11 protein-coding genes and 2 pseudogenes are annotated in these 12,766 nt (G+C 64.5%); 7 read left to right on the top strand and 6 right to left on the bottom strand.

Translation table 11 applies throughout. From position 1 onward, the window contains the following. A partial coding sequence (locus ON30_RS42405; protein ID WP_373282652.1) for an IS110 family transposase occupies nucleotides 1-166 on the bottom strand: 166 nt, incomplete at its 3' end. 333 nt (nucleotides 167-499) lie between these two features. Between ON30_RS42405 and ON30_RS38005 the strand changes: the two genes are divergently transcribed. From ON30_RS38005 to ON30_RS28885, 3 genes are all read left to right on the top strand, one after another. After that, the gene (locus tag ON30_RS38005) at nucleotides 500-1,075 is read left to right on the top strand and encodes an IS3 family transposase (RefSeq protein WP_083911754.1); all 576 of its coding nucleotides are present in this window, start codon (nucleotides 500-502) and stop codon (nucleotides 1,073-1,075) included. Further along, entirely contained in the window at nucleotides 1,076-1,369 is a 294-nt protein-coding gene (locus ON30_RS38000) for an integrase core domain-containing protein (RefSeq protein WP_083911753.1), read from the top strand. Between the two features lie 257 nt (nucleotides 1,370-1,626). Beyond that, a complete protein-coding gene (locus ON30_RS28885) occupies nucleotides 1,627-2,445 on the top strand; it encodes an alpha/beta fold hydrolase (protein ID WP_040712403.1) in 819 nt (272 codons plus the stop codon). A gap of 202 nt (nucleotides 2,446-2,647) precedes the next feature. Here the strand turns inward: ON30_RS28885 and ON30_RS28880 are convergent, their stop codons facing one another. Continuing rightward, a complete protein-coding gene (locus ON30_RS28880) occupies nucleotides 2,648-3,031 on the bottom strand; it encodes a hypothetical protein (protein WP_040712402.1) in 384 nt (127 codons plus the stop codon). A 1,287-nt stretch (nucleotides 3,032-4,318) separates the two neighbouring features. Between ON30_RS28880 and ON30_RS28875 the strand changes: the two genes are divergently transcribed. After that, a complete protein-coding gene (locus ON30_RS28875) occupies nucleotides 4,319-6,133 on the top strand; it encodes an AMP-dependent synthetase/ligase (RefSeq protein WP_245554268.1) in 1,815 nt (604 codons plus the stop codon). Nucleotides 6,134-6,788: 655 nt separating this feature from the next. On the opposite strand, the gene ON30_RS37995 is transcribed toward ON30_RS28875, so the two are convergent. After that, entirely contained in the window at nucleotides 6,789-7,094 is a 306-nt protein-coding gene (locus ON30_RS37995; RefSeq protein WP_444543695.1) for a transposase, read from the bottom strand. A 76-nt stretch (nucleotides 7,095-7,170) separates the two neighbouring features. On the opposite strand from ON30_RS37995, the pseudogene ON30_RS42605 reads away from it, so the two are divergent. Then, nucleotides 7,171-8,140: pseudogene (locus ON30_RS42605) on the top strand (IS701 family transposase); the annotation flags it as partial. Next, nucleotides 8,110-8,347 (top strand): annotated as a pseudogene (locus tag ON30_RS41420) (IS5/IS1182 family transposase); the annotation flags it as partial. The pseudogenes ON30_RS42605 and ON30_RS41420, both read left to right, overlap by 31 nt. A 59-nt stretch (nucleotides 8,348-8,406) precedes the next feature. On the opposite strand, the gene ON30_RS28860 reads toward ON30_RS41420, so the two are convergent. The 3 genes from ON30_RS28860 to ON30_RS28845 form a co-directional block, all read right to left on the bottom strand. After that, nucleotides 8,407-9,674, bottom strand: a protein-coding gene (locus tag ON30_RS28860; protein WP_085999426.1) for an IS3 family transposase whose coding sequence is annotated in 2 segments (ribosomal slippage) — nucleotides 8,407-9,395 and nucleotides 9,395-9,674 — 1,269 coding nt in all. Because the reading frame shifts where the segments join, the coding sequence is not laid out codon by codon here. 755 nt (nucleotides 9,675-10,429) lie between these two features. Continuing rightward, a complete protein-coding gene (locus ON30_RS28850) occupies nucleotides 10,430-11,368 on the bottom strand; it encodes an NADP-dependent oxidoreductase (RefSeq protein ID WP_040712398.1) in 939 nt (312 codons plus the stop codon). 120 nt (nucleotides 11,369-11,488) lie between these two features. Then, the gene (locus ON30_RS28845; protein WP_040712404.1) at nucleotides 11,489-12,061 is read right to left on the bottom strand and encodes a TetR/AcrR family transcriptional regulator; all 573 of its coding nucleotides are present in this window, start codon (nucleotides 12,059-12,061) and stop codon (nucleotides 11,489-11,491) included. Nucleotides 12,062-12,532: 471 nt separating this feature from the next. Here ON30_RS28845 and ON30_RS37980 point away from each other — a divergent pair. Next, nucleotides 12,533-12,766, top strand: a 234-nt coding sequence (locus ON30_RS37980; protein WP_157183900.1) for a leucine zipper domain-containing protein, incomplete at its 3' end; no start/stop codon positions are given.

Genomic DNA, 12,766 nt, shown 5'->3' with positions numbered 1-12,766 from the left:
TACGCGATCGCAGCCATCGGTCGAGATCGCGGTAACCGGCTGCGGTGGTGTCGAATTCGCGGTCGTCGAGTTTCTTGCCGTGTTCGTTGATCACCGCGACGTGGTGGGTATCGGCGTGGGTGTCGACCCCGACGAGGATCGGCTGGTTCAGTGTGGTGATGGTCAAGTCGGAGATCGTCCTTCGCTCGTAGCGTGCTGTCCGGTGTGGCGGGGGTTGGACAGGCCAGTCACGAGACGACGCGTTCGGCGCGGCATGCTCCTATCAGGTCACAACCCCCACGCTTACCGGGGTGGGCTCAGTGGGGAGTGGGTTGCGCCACCGGCATGAACGGATCGACGGGTCCTTCGAAAGACACGCGGCGCGGTCAGGAAACTTCCGGGTCAGATCCGTCCAATCGGTTGCCACCACGGAATCCTCCCGTCCGACCGGCGGTCAGGAAAATGGTGAGTCAGATCCGGCGTGGCCGGTGGCGCAGCCCGCATCGATCATGACTGGAAGATGGTGAGCCCGACGGCGGGCCGCCGCGTCGTGGACATGCTCAAAGAAGTGATGGGTATGTCGGAACGGTTCGCGTGCAGGGCCGTCGGGCTCAACAGGTCGACCTATCGGCGGCTGCCGCTGGCCTCGACTCCGGCCGATCCGGACGCCGTCACACGGGCCTGGCTGCGTTCCTACGCCACCAGGCACCAGGGCCATGGGTTCCGGCGGGCGTGGGCGGCGTTGCGGTTCGACGAGGGCGCATGCGTCAACATCAAGAAGGTGCACCGGCTCTGGCGTGATGAGGGCCTGCAAGTGCGTGCCTACCACCCACGCAAACGGGCCGGGGTGTCCTCGACACCGCTGGTCGATGCTGACGCGGCGAAGGTTGTGTGGGCGTTGGACTTCCAGTTCGACTCGACCGTCGACGGTCGGGCGGTGAAGATCGCGTCGATGATCGACGAGCACACCCGCGAATCTCTGCTGCACATCGTGGAACGATCGATCACCGCCGACCGGCTCGTCACCGAACTGGCGAAGGTGTTCACAACGGCAGGCGGTCCACCGAGGGTGCTGCGAATGGGCAACGGGCCGTAGATGATTTCGGCTGCCCTGCAACGATTCTGCGCAGACAGGGTCGGGATCAGTTATATCCCGCCGGGCACGCCATGGAACAACGGCTTCATCGAATCCTCCAACCGCCGTTTGCGGACCGAGTGCCTCAACCGCAACCACTGGATCAGCCTGCTCGAGGCACGCGTGGTGATCGGCGACTTCAAGACCGATCACAACCGGCGCCATCGGCATTCGGCACTGGGCTACCTGACACCGGCCGAGTACGCTGCGGCCTGCACCCACACCCACCACCCGGTGGCCTGCGGGACCAACTGAATCCGAACGAAAAACCTGGACTCCAATCCCGGGTGGACTCGTCATCGGGGACCGGCCACCGTGAAATGGCGGTCCGGACCGATTGCATGATCCTGTCACCGACGCAGCGGTCCGTGAACTCGGAAGTCGGCCCGATGTCTGTGCCTCGAAAATCCGAGATCTTCACCGGAGCCTTGGACGGCAAACCAACCCGCGTTCCATAAGTTACCGAGTATTCTGCGACCTGAAACAGGCTATCCATCGTCCGGGAAGGAATCATGAAGTCACGACGAGCTTTCACCCTCCGGGTCCGCGCGGCTTTGTCCGCCGCTGCCTTGGTGCTCACCGGGATCGCCGCCGCCGCTCCGGCCCGAGCCGAGCCCGCCGCGACCGTCGTGCTGGTGCACGGCGCGTTCGCCGACGCCAGCGGCTGGTCGGCCGTGGCCGCGCGGCTCTCTGCCGACGGCTACAGCGTGCGAACCTTCGACAACCCGCTGCGCGGCCCCGCCTACGACGCGAGCAAACTGACCGAGTTCCTCGCCGACATCGACGGCCCCATCGTGCTTGTCGGCCATTCCTACGGCGGCGTGGTTGTGACCAACACCCACGACCCTGACGTCAAGGCCAACGTCTACATCGCCGCGTTCGCCCCTGAGCAAGGCCAGCGCATGCTGGAGCTGCTCAATCCGATTCCCTACCCGGGCAGCCTGTTGCTGCCCCCGGCGCTGCTGGCCGGCCCGGTCCCCGACCCGGCCAGTCCGGTCCGGGTGAACCTCGACGCCTTCGTCACCGAGCCTTTCTTCCGCGAGGTCTTCTGCCAGGATGTCGCACCCGCCGAGGCCGCGAACCTTTTCCGCCACCAGAAGTCAGCGGCGATCGTGACCAACCTCGAACCAACCGGAATCCCCTCGTGGACGACGACTCCGAGCTGGTACCTGGTGTCGGGCCAGGATCGAGTCATCCCACCGGCTCTGCAGCGCGCCACCGCCGCACGGGTCGCCCCGGGCCGCACCAGCGAGGTCGACGCCTCCCACGCCTCTTATGTGTCCCGCCCCGACGCCGTCGCCGATATCGTGCGCGTGGCCGCGGGAGGCTGAGAGGCCAGCTGTGCGGCTGCGCGACCGATGCGCCGGCTGATCGCAGCCAGGCGACATGGCCTGGTCATCGCGAGCGAACGACCGCGCGCATGAGGGCGCGCGGTCCGCTCTCGTCGAAATGTCCTTGCCGGAGAGGGGCTGCGCTCCGGGGGATTACCCGAAACCGGTCCGCGCGACCGGTCCGGCAAGCGCCGCGTGTTCATCAATCCCACAGTCTCGCGCAGGGCATTTCCGGCAGAGCGGAGTGCAGGTTGTCGTCGACGATCACCGAGAGCTGCTGGTTGGCTCGATATGTCGTCAAGAACTGTGCGACATCTCGGGCCTGGTCGGCGGAAGCGACGTAGTCCAACGTCAGTTCTCCCAAGCAGATGCGGACGTGCAGATGTGCGGGTTCCTTCCGAACCGGGCGGACCCGCTCGGCCGACCCAACGCCTCCGGCTCCGGGGTCCGCCACGGGCGCGCCGTGCCCGTCTCCGAGTGCAGGCTGTGACGTCGAAGCCAGCTCGACAATCGAGCATGTCTCATCCGCCGGGGGCAGGGCCGGATCGATCGAGCGCGGCAACGAGCTCGCGGAGTTGATGAGCATCACCCACCTCCTCGGCTCATCTTGACGCGGCCTCGCGGTCTGCCGACTGCTGGCGTCCGCGGCGATAACTGGTGGCCGGCGAGCTATCACACAGTGTGTGGCACTGCCGGTGGCTGTAAGAACCATCCCTAACATAGCAACGCGAAACGGGAATAGAGTCGTCTTCTGACTTTTTTCTAGACTTTCATAATGTAAGTAATCAAAGGTAATTGAAGATCTAATTTGTGCGACCGGGTGCCTTCGTGGCGCGCGAGTCTGGCAGGGTAGACCGGATAAAGGCCAGTTCAGATCGGATATCGAGGTAGTCGGCACCATTGGGGTTTCGACACCGGGCGGGATAGTCCCTCAACGTGGCGGCAGCTTCTGTGTGGTCGGATCGGTGTAGATTTTTCCGCGTTGTTCGGATTGCGACCGCTCCGAGTTCGATGGTCATCCGTGAGCGAACGGTAACATGCTGGTATCTGACGGCGAGCTACTCCGACTCAGTGGCAACTGGCCGGCAATTCTTCGCGGTGCGGCGAACGGCGCTGCGGGCTGTTCCGTCGGCTATGTGGAACCCTGAGTACGGCCGCGGCGGTCCGCTGTTCGCAGGGCGAACGAATTCGGCTGCCACGGCCACTGATTGAGAAGCTCGGGTCGCTTCTTGGTCGCTTCCGGAGTGTTGGCGGCCACACCTGATCGAACCTCGCTCGCCCGGCGGCTGTCGTCATGCCGCCATAGTCGGTGGACGAAGTGACAAGTTGTGACGGTCCCGATCGTCCAACCTTGTCGTTCTCGTGGCGGCAACTGACGGTCAAGCGCTCGGTGATGCCGCGATCGGTGCTCGTGCAAACGGAGGTCGTGGCCGTGGTGCGCGGACGTGCCGGCTGCGACGTCCGGCCGTGAGGGTCTCACGGCCGGACGTCGCAACGCGGGACGCCGGCGAACGGCGGTCGAGGCTCGGTGGGGTGTCCGTGGACGGGGTGTCGGGTGAAACTCGCGCTTTCTGCCTGGCCCGTCACGGCCGGACGGCTGTAAGAAAATGTCGTTCTCCCCATTGGATTACTCATATGTTAATTGTGGTTCGTGATCTCCGTGATCGGATGTAGCGTAGCCGAGGCACCGCAGGCGGGTTAGTAACATGGTTTCTACTGCACATATGGTCGAGGTGAGCGGGATTATTCACGAACTGACGTGGCGTCGATGTGCAGGAAGTTAGTATGTGTTCTCCGTATGTAGAGTTCGGAGTGGACTATGCCGCATCGTCGCGACCCGTTCGTTTCCTTCCGGCACGACAGTGGTGCGCTCGTGCGTACCCTGCCGGAGGCATTTCAGGCGACACGGGCCGCCTGGCCCGATGCGGCGGCTCTGGTCGACTTCGACACCGGTGACAGCTATACCTGGGAGCAGTACGGACTCGCAGTGGAACGCATCGCGCAGGGGATGGCCGCGCTGGCGGTCTCGGCGGGTGATTGCGTCGGTCTGCTGCTGGCCAATCGTCCCGAGTTTCACTTGGTGGACACCGCCGCGCTGCACCTCGGTGCTGCGCCGTTCTCGATCTACACGACGTTGCCGCCGGAGGAGATGCGATTCATCTGCGACAACGCCGAAGTCGTCGTGCTCGTCACCGAACGACGGTTCATGCCCCTGGTGCGCAGGATCGGGCTCGGGGCGGTGCGAGTGATCTGCGTGGACGGGGCCGAACCCGGCGCCATGTCGTTGGAGCAGCTGATGAGACTGCGCAAGCGCGGTTTCGATTTCGAGCGCAGTTGGCAGGGCGTGCATCCCGGCGACCTGGCGACCATCACCTACACCTCCGGTACCACGGGCCCACCGAAAGGGGTCGAGCTGACCCACTCCAACGTCCTGGCCCAATTGGCCGGACTCGAAGAGCAACTGCCGGTGGACTTCCAGGACAGCATCGTCTCCTATCTGCCCGCAGCTCACATCGCCGACCGGGTCACCGCGCATTACGGTGGGCTTGTGCACGGCCTGCGGGTGACCTCGGTTTCGGACCCCCATCGTGTCGGTGAGGCCCTCGCACGAGTCCGGCCCACGGTGGTGTTCGGCGTGCCCCGCGTGTGGCAGAAGGCGCGCGCCGCCATCCTCGACGAACTGGAAGCCGCCACCCCCTCGGTGAAAGCGAGGATCGCCCGGTGGGCGCTGGATGTCGCCGCCGCACGCGCCCACCGTGAACTCCGTTCCCGCAAGGTGGGCTACGCGCTGCGGGTGCGTCATCGCCTCGCCGAGGCTCTGGTCTTGCGGCGACTCCGGCTCCGGATGGGACTGGACCGGGTCCGTTTCGCCGCTACCGGAGCCGCTCCGATCTCCTTGGAGATTTTGCAGTTCTTCTACGGCCTCGGTGTCCCGATCACCGAGGTCTGGGGTCTGACCGAGGCAACGGGCGTGAGCACTACGACGACACTGCCCCATCCGGCCATGGGAACCGTCGGCAAACCGCTGCGCGGGGTCGAGTTACGCCTCGCGCCCGACGGTGAGATCCAAGTGCGCGGCTCCATGGTCATGCGCGGCTACCATCGCGACGCACACCGCACCCAACTCGCCGCGGACGTGAACGGCTGGCTTCAGACCGGCGACATCGGTCACTTCGATCGAGCGGGCAATCTACACGTGGTCGGGCGCAAATCGGAGATGATCATCAACGACACCGGCAAGAACATCGCGCCGGCTAAAGTGGAGAACGCCGTCATCGCCGCGTCGTTCCTCATCGGGCAGGTGATGGTGGTCGGAGAAGGGCGACCGTACCTGGCCGCGCTGATCACGCTGGACACCGAGGCCATCGCCGCCGACGCCACGGCCAACGGCGTGACCGCCGCGGAAGTGGACCTGCTGGTCACGCGGCCAGGGATACGCGCCAAGATCACCGAGGCGGTCATACGAGGCAATGCGACGGTCTCGCGCCCCGAGCAGATACGACGATTCGTCCTGCTCGACCACACCTGGGAGCCGGGCGGCCCGGAAGTGACGCCCAAGATGTCGTTGCGACGCAACGTCATCGCTCGTCGTTACGCACCGATGATCGACTCGCTCTACAGCGACTCGCCCGGCCCGGAGGTGATCGAACTCCGTGACCCGGGAAACCGGTCCTCGGCATCGGTGTAGTCCGTGCGCATCGACAACCGACGGTTGTGGGGTTGTGACGTGTGCAACTCCTCCGGAGCTTGCAGCTCGCCGAGCGCAACTCCGGTTTGCCGCGTCGCGGTCTTCCATGAGGAGTATGTTAATCACCATTCTTGCATGCTCGTTCTGAACTATAGGTACACGGTCACGTCGCCTTCCTCGGCCGGAACCTCCAAACGGAAGAAGAGATGATCCGATCAGCAGCGCCAACCATGGGGGGAGGGAGGCGGACGAGATCCTCTCGCGGCTGCGTCTGAGGCGGAAGAATACAAAGGATTGCAAAGTTGTGACACCTAACAACATAGGTTCGACCGGAACTAACGTATACGAGATCGTCAACTACTTCGGTAAGTGTCCGGTCTGCGGGTACCCCGCTACCGCAGCAATGTACGTAACAACGTGCGGCAACGTGACGGTCTCCTCCGCGGTGGTGGCCACCTGCGGTTCTCCCTGCGGGTGGTCGGGGCCAGCGGTCCCGACCACCATGACCGGCGAGGTGCCAGTGATGCACGGCGCTTGACCGGTGCCCGGCTCGTTCGGTCCGGGCCGCGCGCCGGGGTCCCGTCGTCGAACTCACAGCAGTAGCCGATCGCTGGCACCGACGACACAATCTTGGTGACGCTATCGAACGCACAAGCTAGTGTCGCGTCACGCAACGTTGAGTACGTAATCCGGGGCGTTGGATCTTCGAGCCGGGGGCGAAGTCCCGGATCGGTCGGGCATACTGATTGCGCCAGCGGGTGTCGTCACCGATCGCCACGTCCTGCTCTGCGTGGGTGCGGTGGGCGGTGCCGTTGAGCGCGAAGTACCGCAACGCTGCGAACTCGCACTCGATCCTGTTCAACCACGATGAATGCGTCGGCGGGAACACCAGCTCCGCGGCGTTGGCGGCGCACCATTCGCGCGCTTCCCGGCGTTCGTGGACCGAATTGTCGTCCAGGATCAGATACAGACGCTCGCCCGGCTAGTACTCCAGCATCACTTCGTGATGTTATTGGGTAGCATGTGTTCTCGTGGTTGTGGATGAGGATTTCGTGGCGTGTTCGGAGGGGTTGGAGGAGTTGTTCGGGCGGGTGGCGGGTCGGTTTTTTTGGGCGGAGCCGCGGCGGCGGGCGTGTGGTTATATGCGGGGTGTGTTGGCGCCGTTGATGGGCAAGAACGGGTGGACGTTGGCCGAAGCCGCTGGTGAGCCGACTCCGGTCGGGATGCAGCGGTTGCTGAACGCGGCAGCGTGGGATGTCGACGGGGTGCGTGATGACGGGCGCGCGTATGCGGTGGAGCATCTCGGTGATGTGGACGGTGTTCTGGTTGTCGACAAGACGGGGTTCTTGAAGAAGGGGATGAAATCGGCTGGGGTGCAACGTCAGTACTCGGGGACGGCGGGCAGGATCGAGAACTGTCAGCTCGGTGTGTTCTGTGCGTACTCGACGGTCAAAGGTCGCACGTTGATCGACAGGGGAACTGTATCTGCCCAAGCCGTGGATCGGCGATCGGGAACGTTGCCTCGAGGCCGGGGTGCCCGAGGATGTCGAGTTCGCGACGGAGCAGGTGCTGGCCCAGCGGATGCTGGAGCGTGCTCTGGATGCCGGGGTGCCGGCGCGCTGAGTGGCCGCGGATGAGGCCTATGGTGGGGATTCGATGTTCCGCCGCTGGTGCGAGCGCCGCCGGATCGGGTATGTGGTCGCCGTCCCGAGCAGTGCGCCGATCGTGCTCGCCAGGGGTGACTCGCGTGTGGATCGTCTCGTCGCCGACGCATCGGCGCAGGCGTGGAAGCGTGTGAGCTGCGGTGAAGGCGCGAAAGGTCCTCGGTTGTTCGTTCGGGCCGTGGCGACGGTCCCCGGGGTGAGCGAGGCCGGTCCGGGATGGCGGCGCTGGCTGCTGGCGCCGCGCTCGCTGACCCCGAACACGAAAGGTGAACTTGAGATCGCCTACTGCTTGTGTGGTGGACCGATCGGCACCCTCGACATCGACCTGATCAGGGTCGCCGGCACCTGGTGAACCGGGAGTTGTTGCGCCGCCGAGGTATCCGCACGGTGATACCCGAACGTGCTGATCAGATCGCCCACCGCAAGAAACGAGGCCGTCGGGGTGGTCGGCCACCAGGATTCGACCGGGACGCCTAACAAGCGGCGCAACGTCATCGAACACGCCTTCAACAAGGCCAAACACTGGCGCGGGGTCGCTACCCGATACGACTGTGAGGATGAAGGGGTGCCGCCTCGGGCTGAACCGCCCCGGTTTTCGTGCGCACCCGGTTATCTGTCTCCAGCCGGTTGCTCGGAGCAGGTCGAATAGTAGTGGTTCTCGTACTCGACCGGTGGACGGCGACCGAGTCGGTGCATCAGCCGGGATTCGTTGAACCAGCCGACCCACTCGTGAGTGAGCAGCTCGACGTCGGCGAGACGGTTCAACGGGCCGCGCCGGAACGGTGAACCGTCACGCACCGCCTCGGTTTTGTAGAGTCCGATCGTGGTCTCGGCCAGAGCGTTGTCGAACGCGTCACCGACCGACCCCACCGACGGAAGCAGACCCGAAAGTGTCAGTGTCTCACCGAATCTCACCGATGTGTATTGCGATCCCGCGTCCGAATGATGGATCGTGGACCCGGTCCACGGCCGCCCCTGACGTGCCCGCAGCGCTGCGGCCTGACGGATCGCCGATTCCACGAAAGCGGCCTGTTTGCTGGTTGAGCATTCCCAGCCCACGATCCGGCCCGCGTAGGCATCGACGACGAACGCGGTGTACGCGAACACGCCGGTCGTCAATCTGACGTAGGTGAAATCCGCGACGAGCAGCATGTTCGGCGCAGGAACCCGGAACCGGCGATCGACCAGGTCCGGCGCCCGCGCCGCGGCCGGATCGGGTTCGGTGGTTCGGACCTTCTTGCCACGCACCACGCCTTTCCAGCCGTTGGCGCGCATCAACCGTTCCACCGTGCAGCGAGCCACCGGTGTGCCCCGGCGTCGCAGGTGCGCCCACATCTTCTCGGCCCCGTACAACGACTCCGGAGCCCGTCGCCCGCTGGTGTCGGGTTCGTAGACCTCGGCCAGGAGGCCGGTGACCGCGATGTCCCACAGCGCCCGTTTCGACGGCGCCCGCGTGTTCCAGGCGTGAAAGGTGCGTGGCGCGATACCGACACCGTGCGCGGTCAGCACCCGACACATCGCCGCGATCGGGAACCGGGCCTTGTGCTCGGCGATGAACTCACACACTAACGGTGTCGCGGGTGCCTGTCCCGCGCGAAAAAAGACGTTGCGGCGGAAAGGATCTCGATCGTCTGCTCCAGCTCGGCGATCTTGCGTTCCTGCTCGCGGATGATCCTGGCCGACTCCGTGGACACCCCGTCGACCTCACCACGATCGACCTCTGCTCGGCGGATCCAGTTCCGCAGGGTCTCCGCGGTCATCCCCAGCCGGGCCGAGACGGCCTTGATCGCGGCCCACTCACTGGGGTAGTCGTCACGGTGATCAACGACCAACCGGACCGCCTTGGCCTTGGTCGCTTCGTCGTACTTCGATGGCATGATCTCGCCCATCCTCCCAAGAAGGAGAGTGAGCACAAAACCCGGGGCGGTTCACCTGGCCCAAGGGCAAGAAAGAAGTCACCGTGCAAGATCTGAACGGGGTGAGGACCAGGCGCGCCGAGTTGCCGCGGCGCTACCTATCTACCGTCGTTCGGGGATAAGTAGAGGCAAGAAGTCATACCGAGCCTGGCGACCGTGCCCCGGTGGGGCCATGAAAAAGGGTCACCGGAGGTGTTCGCGGACTTGTGGTCGGTTTCGGCGCGTGAGACGGTTCGGGGTCCCTGGTACCCCCGAGTTTCGGCGCACGGAGCGTAGCGAGGACGGTGAACCCGGGCAGCACTTCTCTTCTTGTAGGGTTCCGGCTGTCTTCTTTCCTTCTCCTTTCCCGCTTCCGGGGTTCCTGCCTGTTCTTCTGCCTCTACATTTCCTTCAGGCTGTGCCTCAACCACTTTCGCACATCTTCCATGCGCTTCGGCTGAGCTTGCGCGAGGGCAGAAACCCGGCCGCACGGGTACACAGGTGTTCAAGGTTCCCGCGACCGGCGCACGGGTCCGTCACCGGGCGCGGCCGAGCCTCGGTCGCGCCCATGGTCGCGTTCCTGGCTCATGAGGCGGTGTGGCTCTGGTCGAGCAGCAGTCATGCTTCGCGGGGTAGGCCTCGTTCGACCCCTGAGTGCCGTTGCGGTTCCAGTTGGAGGTCCGATACCTCTGAGGAGTTGGAGCGGTGGGAATCGCTTCGTGGGCCGAAATGGTTGTTCAGCAGACGTTAAGAGTGATTTTTCCGCCGACGTGCCCGGTAGCGCTGAGCTCCTGAGCCACTGCGGCCTCCGACAGTGGGAAGCTGCGGGCATGTCTGACTCGTAATGTACCCTCGACCGCCATGCTGGCTAGTTCGGACAGCACGTCGGCGGTATGCTCCTGCGGTGCGCCAGGATCGAAGGGGATTCCGAGTTCGACCGCGCCCGGATCGGCGAGACTCAGGACGCGGTCCGTGCCGGCACACAGCACGATGAGATTCTCCAGCCCTCCGTACCCCGCGGCGTCGAGTGCGGCGTCGATCCGGGGTGTGAGCTGCCGAACACGGTCCACCAGCCCTTCGCCGTACCGAACTGCGGTCGCGCCGAGCGAGGAAACGTACTCGGCGTTGTCCGCGCTGGCGGTGGCGATCACCGTCGCGCCGCGAGCGACAGCGAGCTGCACAGCCACCGAACCGACCACACCGCTGCCGCCCTGGACGAGAACCACGTCACCGGTTCGGATGCCGAGTCTGCGTACTCCTCGTAACGCTGTCTCGCCCGCCACTGGCAAGATGGCGGCTTCGGTCCAGCTCAGCGCGGGCGGTTTCCGGGCGACCACGTCGGCGAGGGAGTAGTCGGCGTATGCTCCGCCCGGGAAACCGCCTTCCCATCCCCGGACGCGCGTTGTCGACGGTGCCGACCAGCCGAACACCTCATCACCGATCGCGACCGTCGCGCCAGGGCCGACCGCGTCGACCACTCCCGACAACTCCAGGCCGGGGCGTTGGGGCATCGATTGGTCTCCCATGTCGCCTCGCCGGATCTTCCAGTCGACTCCGTTGACCGCGGCGACCTTCACCGCTACCCGGACCTGACCCTCGCCTGGTTCTGGGACTGGCCTGTCGTTGAGACGCAATACCTCTGGTCCGCCGAATGTGTCGTACTCGATTGCGCGCATGAGCAAATCCTCCTAATTATTGATGTCACTGTATGACATCAGATTAGCATAGTGACGTCATATGATGACGTCAGTTGCTGGTTGCGTCACCGGGGCTTGCCGACTGACTCGCGGTGCCGCTCAACCCGTCACGGTCAGTGCGGCCAACTCCGCAGTGACCCTATCGATATGGTGGTCGAGATCGCGTGTATCGGCCTCGTCGACCCAGCGTCGAACCGCGATCTTGAGGATCAAGACTCCGGCCTCGGCGACCAGCTCGGCGGTTGGGCGGGGTATTCCGTGCCGGACGAATGCCTCGGCCAGAGACGCCGCCAGGCGAGACAACTTCACGAGTTCGCGTTCCAGCAGCTCCTCGTTGGCGGCGATCACCGCATGACGCCGAAGTACCTGCTCGATCGGCCGATTTGCGTAGAACATCGCGGTCGCAGGTTTCAGCGCGGCGGTGAAACCGTCCAATGGCGAAACCGGATTGATAGCTCCTGCGACGGCCAGCACGAGCAGCTCGTGCAACGTGGCCTCTCCCTCGAAAAGCACTTCACGCTTATCGGAAAAGTGCCGGAAGAAGGTCCGCGGCGTCACTCCCGCTCGTCGGGCGATATCGGCTACCGTCGTCTGCTCGTAACCGTGCTCGCCGAACAGGTCCAGTGCGGCGCGCTGGAGTCGACCTCGCGGATCGGCATCCCAACGGCTCACGTCATTCTCCAAGGCGATGTCATGTCATGACATCATAGTCGAGAGTCTCCGGCCACATCCGACGCGACCACGCCTGTGGAGACATCGAGAGGATCGACTCGACCATACCGTGGTCCTCAGGTCACCGACTCCGCTACCAGTGGCCGTGTGAGTACGGGATGAGTGCCGATGTCCCAATGAGTGAAATGTGACCGGATTCATGCCCACGAATCTTGTCAGAACGTGTTCGCCGTCGCAGCCCGGCGGCCGAACAGCCCGCCGCCGCCCATGTATATCCTCCTCCGAGGGAGCAAATTACATCGCTGTAACCGGATCACGAAATCCGTGAGATCGAAGCGGACGCCACGCCGACCGCTTCGCTAGTTGTTCTGACCACAGACGTTGGTGACGGCGTGGCGAGCTGACAAAACGAAGACCTCCGAGTGGAGTGCGAGCTGCCAAGCGAACACAGTCCACTGATCGGAGGTCTTCGTGTCCCACCGTAATGCGCCGTTGTCGGAGCTGGGTCGATTGCGGCTGGCTCGCTGTGTCGTCGATGAGCATTGGCCGCTGCTGCGGGCAGCCGAACGGTTCCAAGTCTCACCGACAACCGCCAAACGATGGGCCGATCGCTACCGTCACCTGGGCGAAGCCGGGATGTCGGATCGATCCAGCCGCCCGCACCACAGCCCTGCCCGAACACCCACCCGCACGAAACGGCGCATG

The organism is Nocardia takedensis NBRC 100417 (genome assembly GCF_000308695.1).
GTDB classification, from domain to species: Bacteria; Actinomycetota; Actinomycetes; order Mycobacteriales; family Mycobacteriaceae; genus Nocardia; species Nocardia takedensis.
The sequence above is the reverse complement of the archived record's forward strand: the minus strand, read 5'-3'. Positions and strand labels throughout refer to the sequence as shown.

What these genes read in the sequence shown, in the direction of transcription:
- ON30_RS38005 (WP_083911754.1), top strand. Translation starts at nt 500, where the DNA reads ATGGTGAGCCCGACGGCGGGCCGCCGCGTCGTGGACATGCTCAAAGAA.
- ON30_RS38000 (WP_083911753.1), top strand. Translation starts at nt 1,076, where the DNA reads ATGATTTCGGCTGCCCTGCAACGATTCTGCGCAGACAGGGTCGGGATC.
- ON30_RS28885 (WP_040712403.1), top strand. Translation starts at nt 1,627, where the DNA reads ATGAAGTCACGACGAGCTTTCACCCTCCGGGTCCGCGCGGCTTTGTCC.
- ON30_RS28880 (WP_040712402.1), bottom strand. Translation starts at nt 3,031, where the DNA reads ATGCTCATCAACTCCGCGAGCTCGTTGCCGCGCTCGATCGATCCGGCC.
- ON30_RS28850 (WP_040712398.1), bottom strand. Translation starts at nt 11,368, where the DNA reads ATGCGCGCAATCGAGTACGACACATTCGGCGGACCAGAGGTATTGCGT.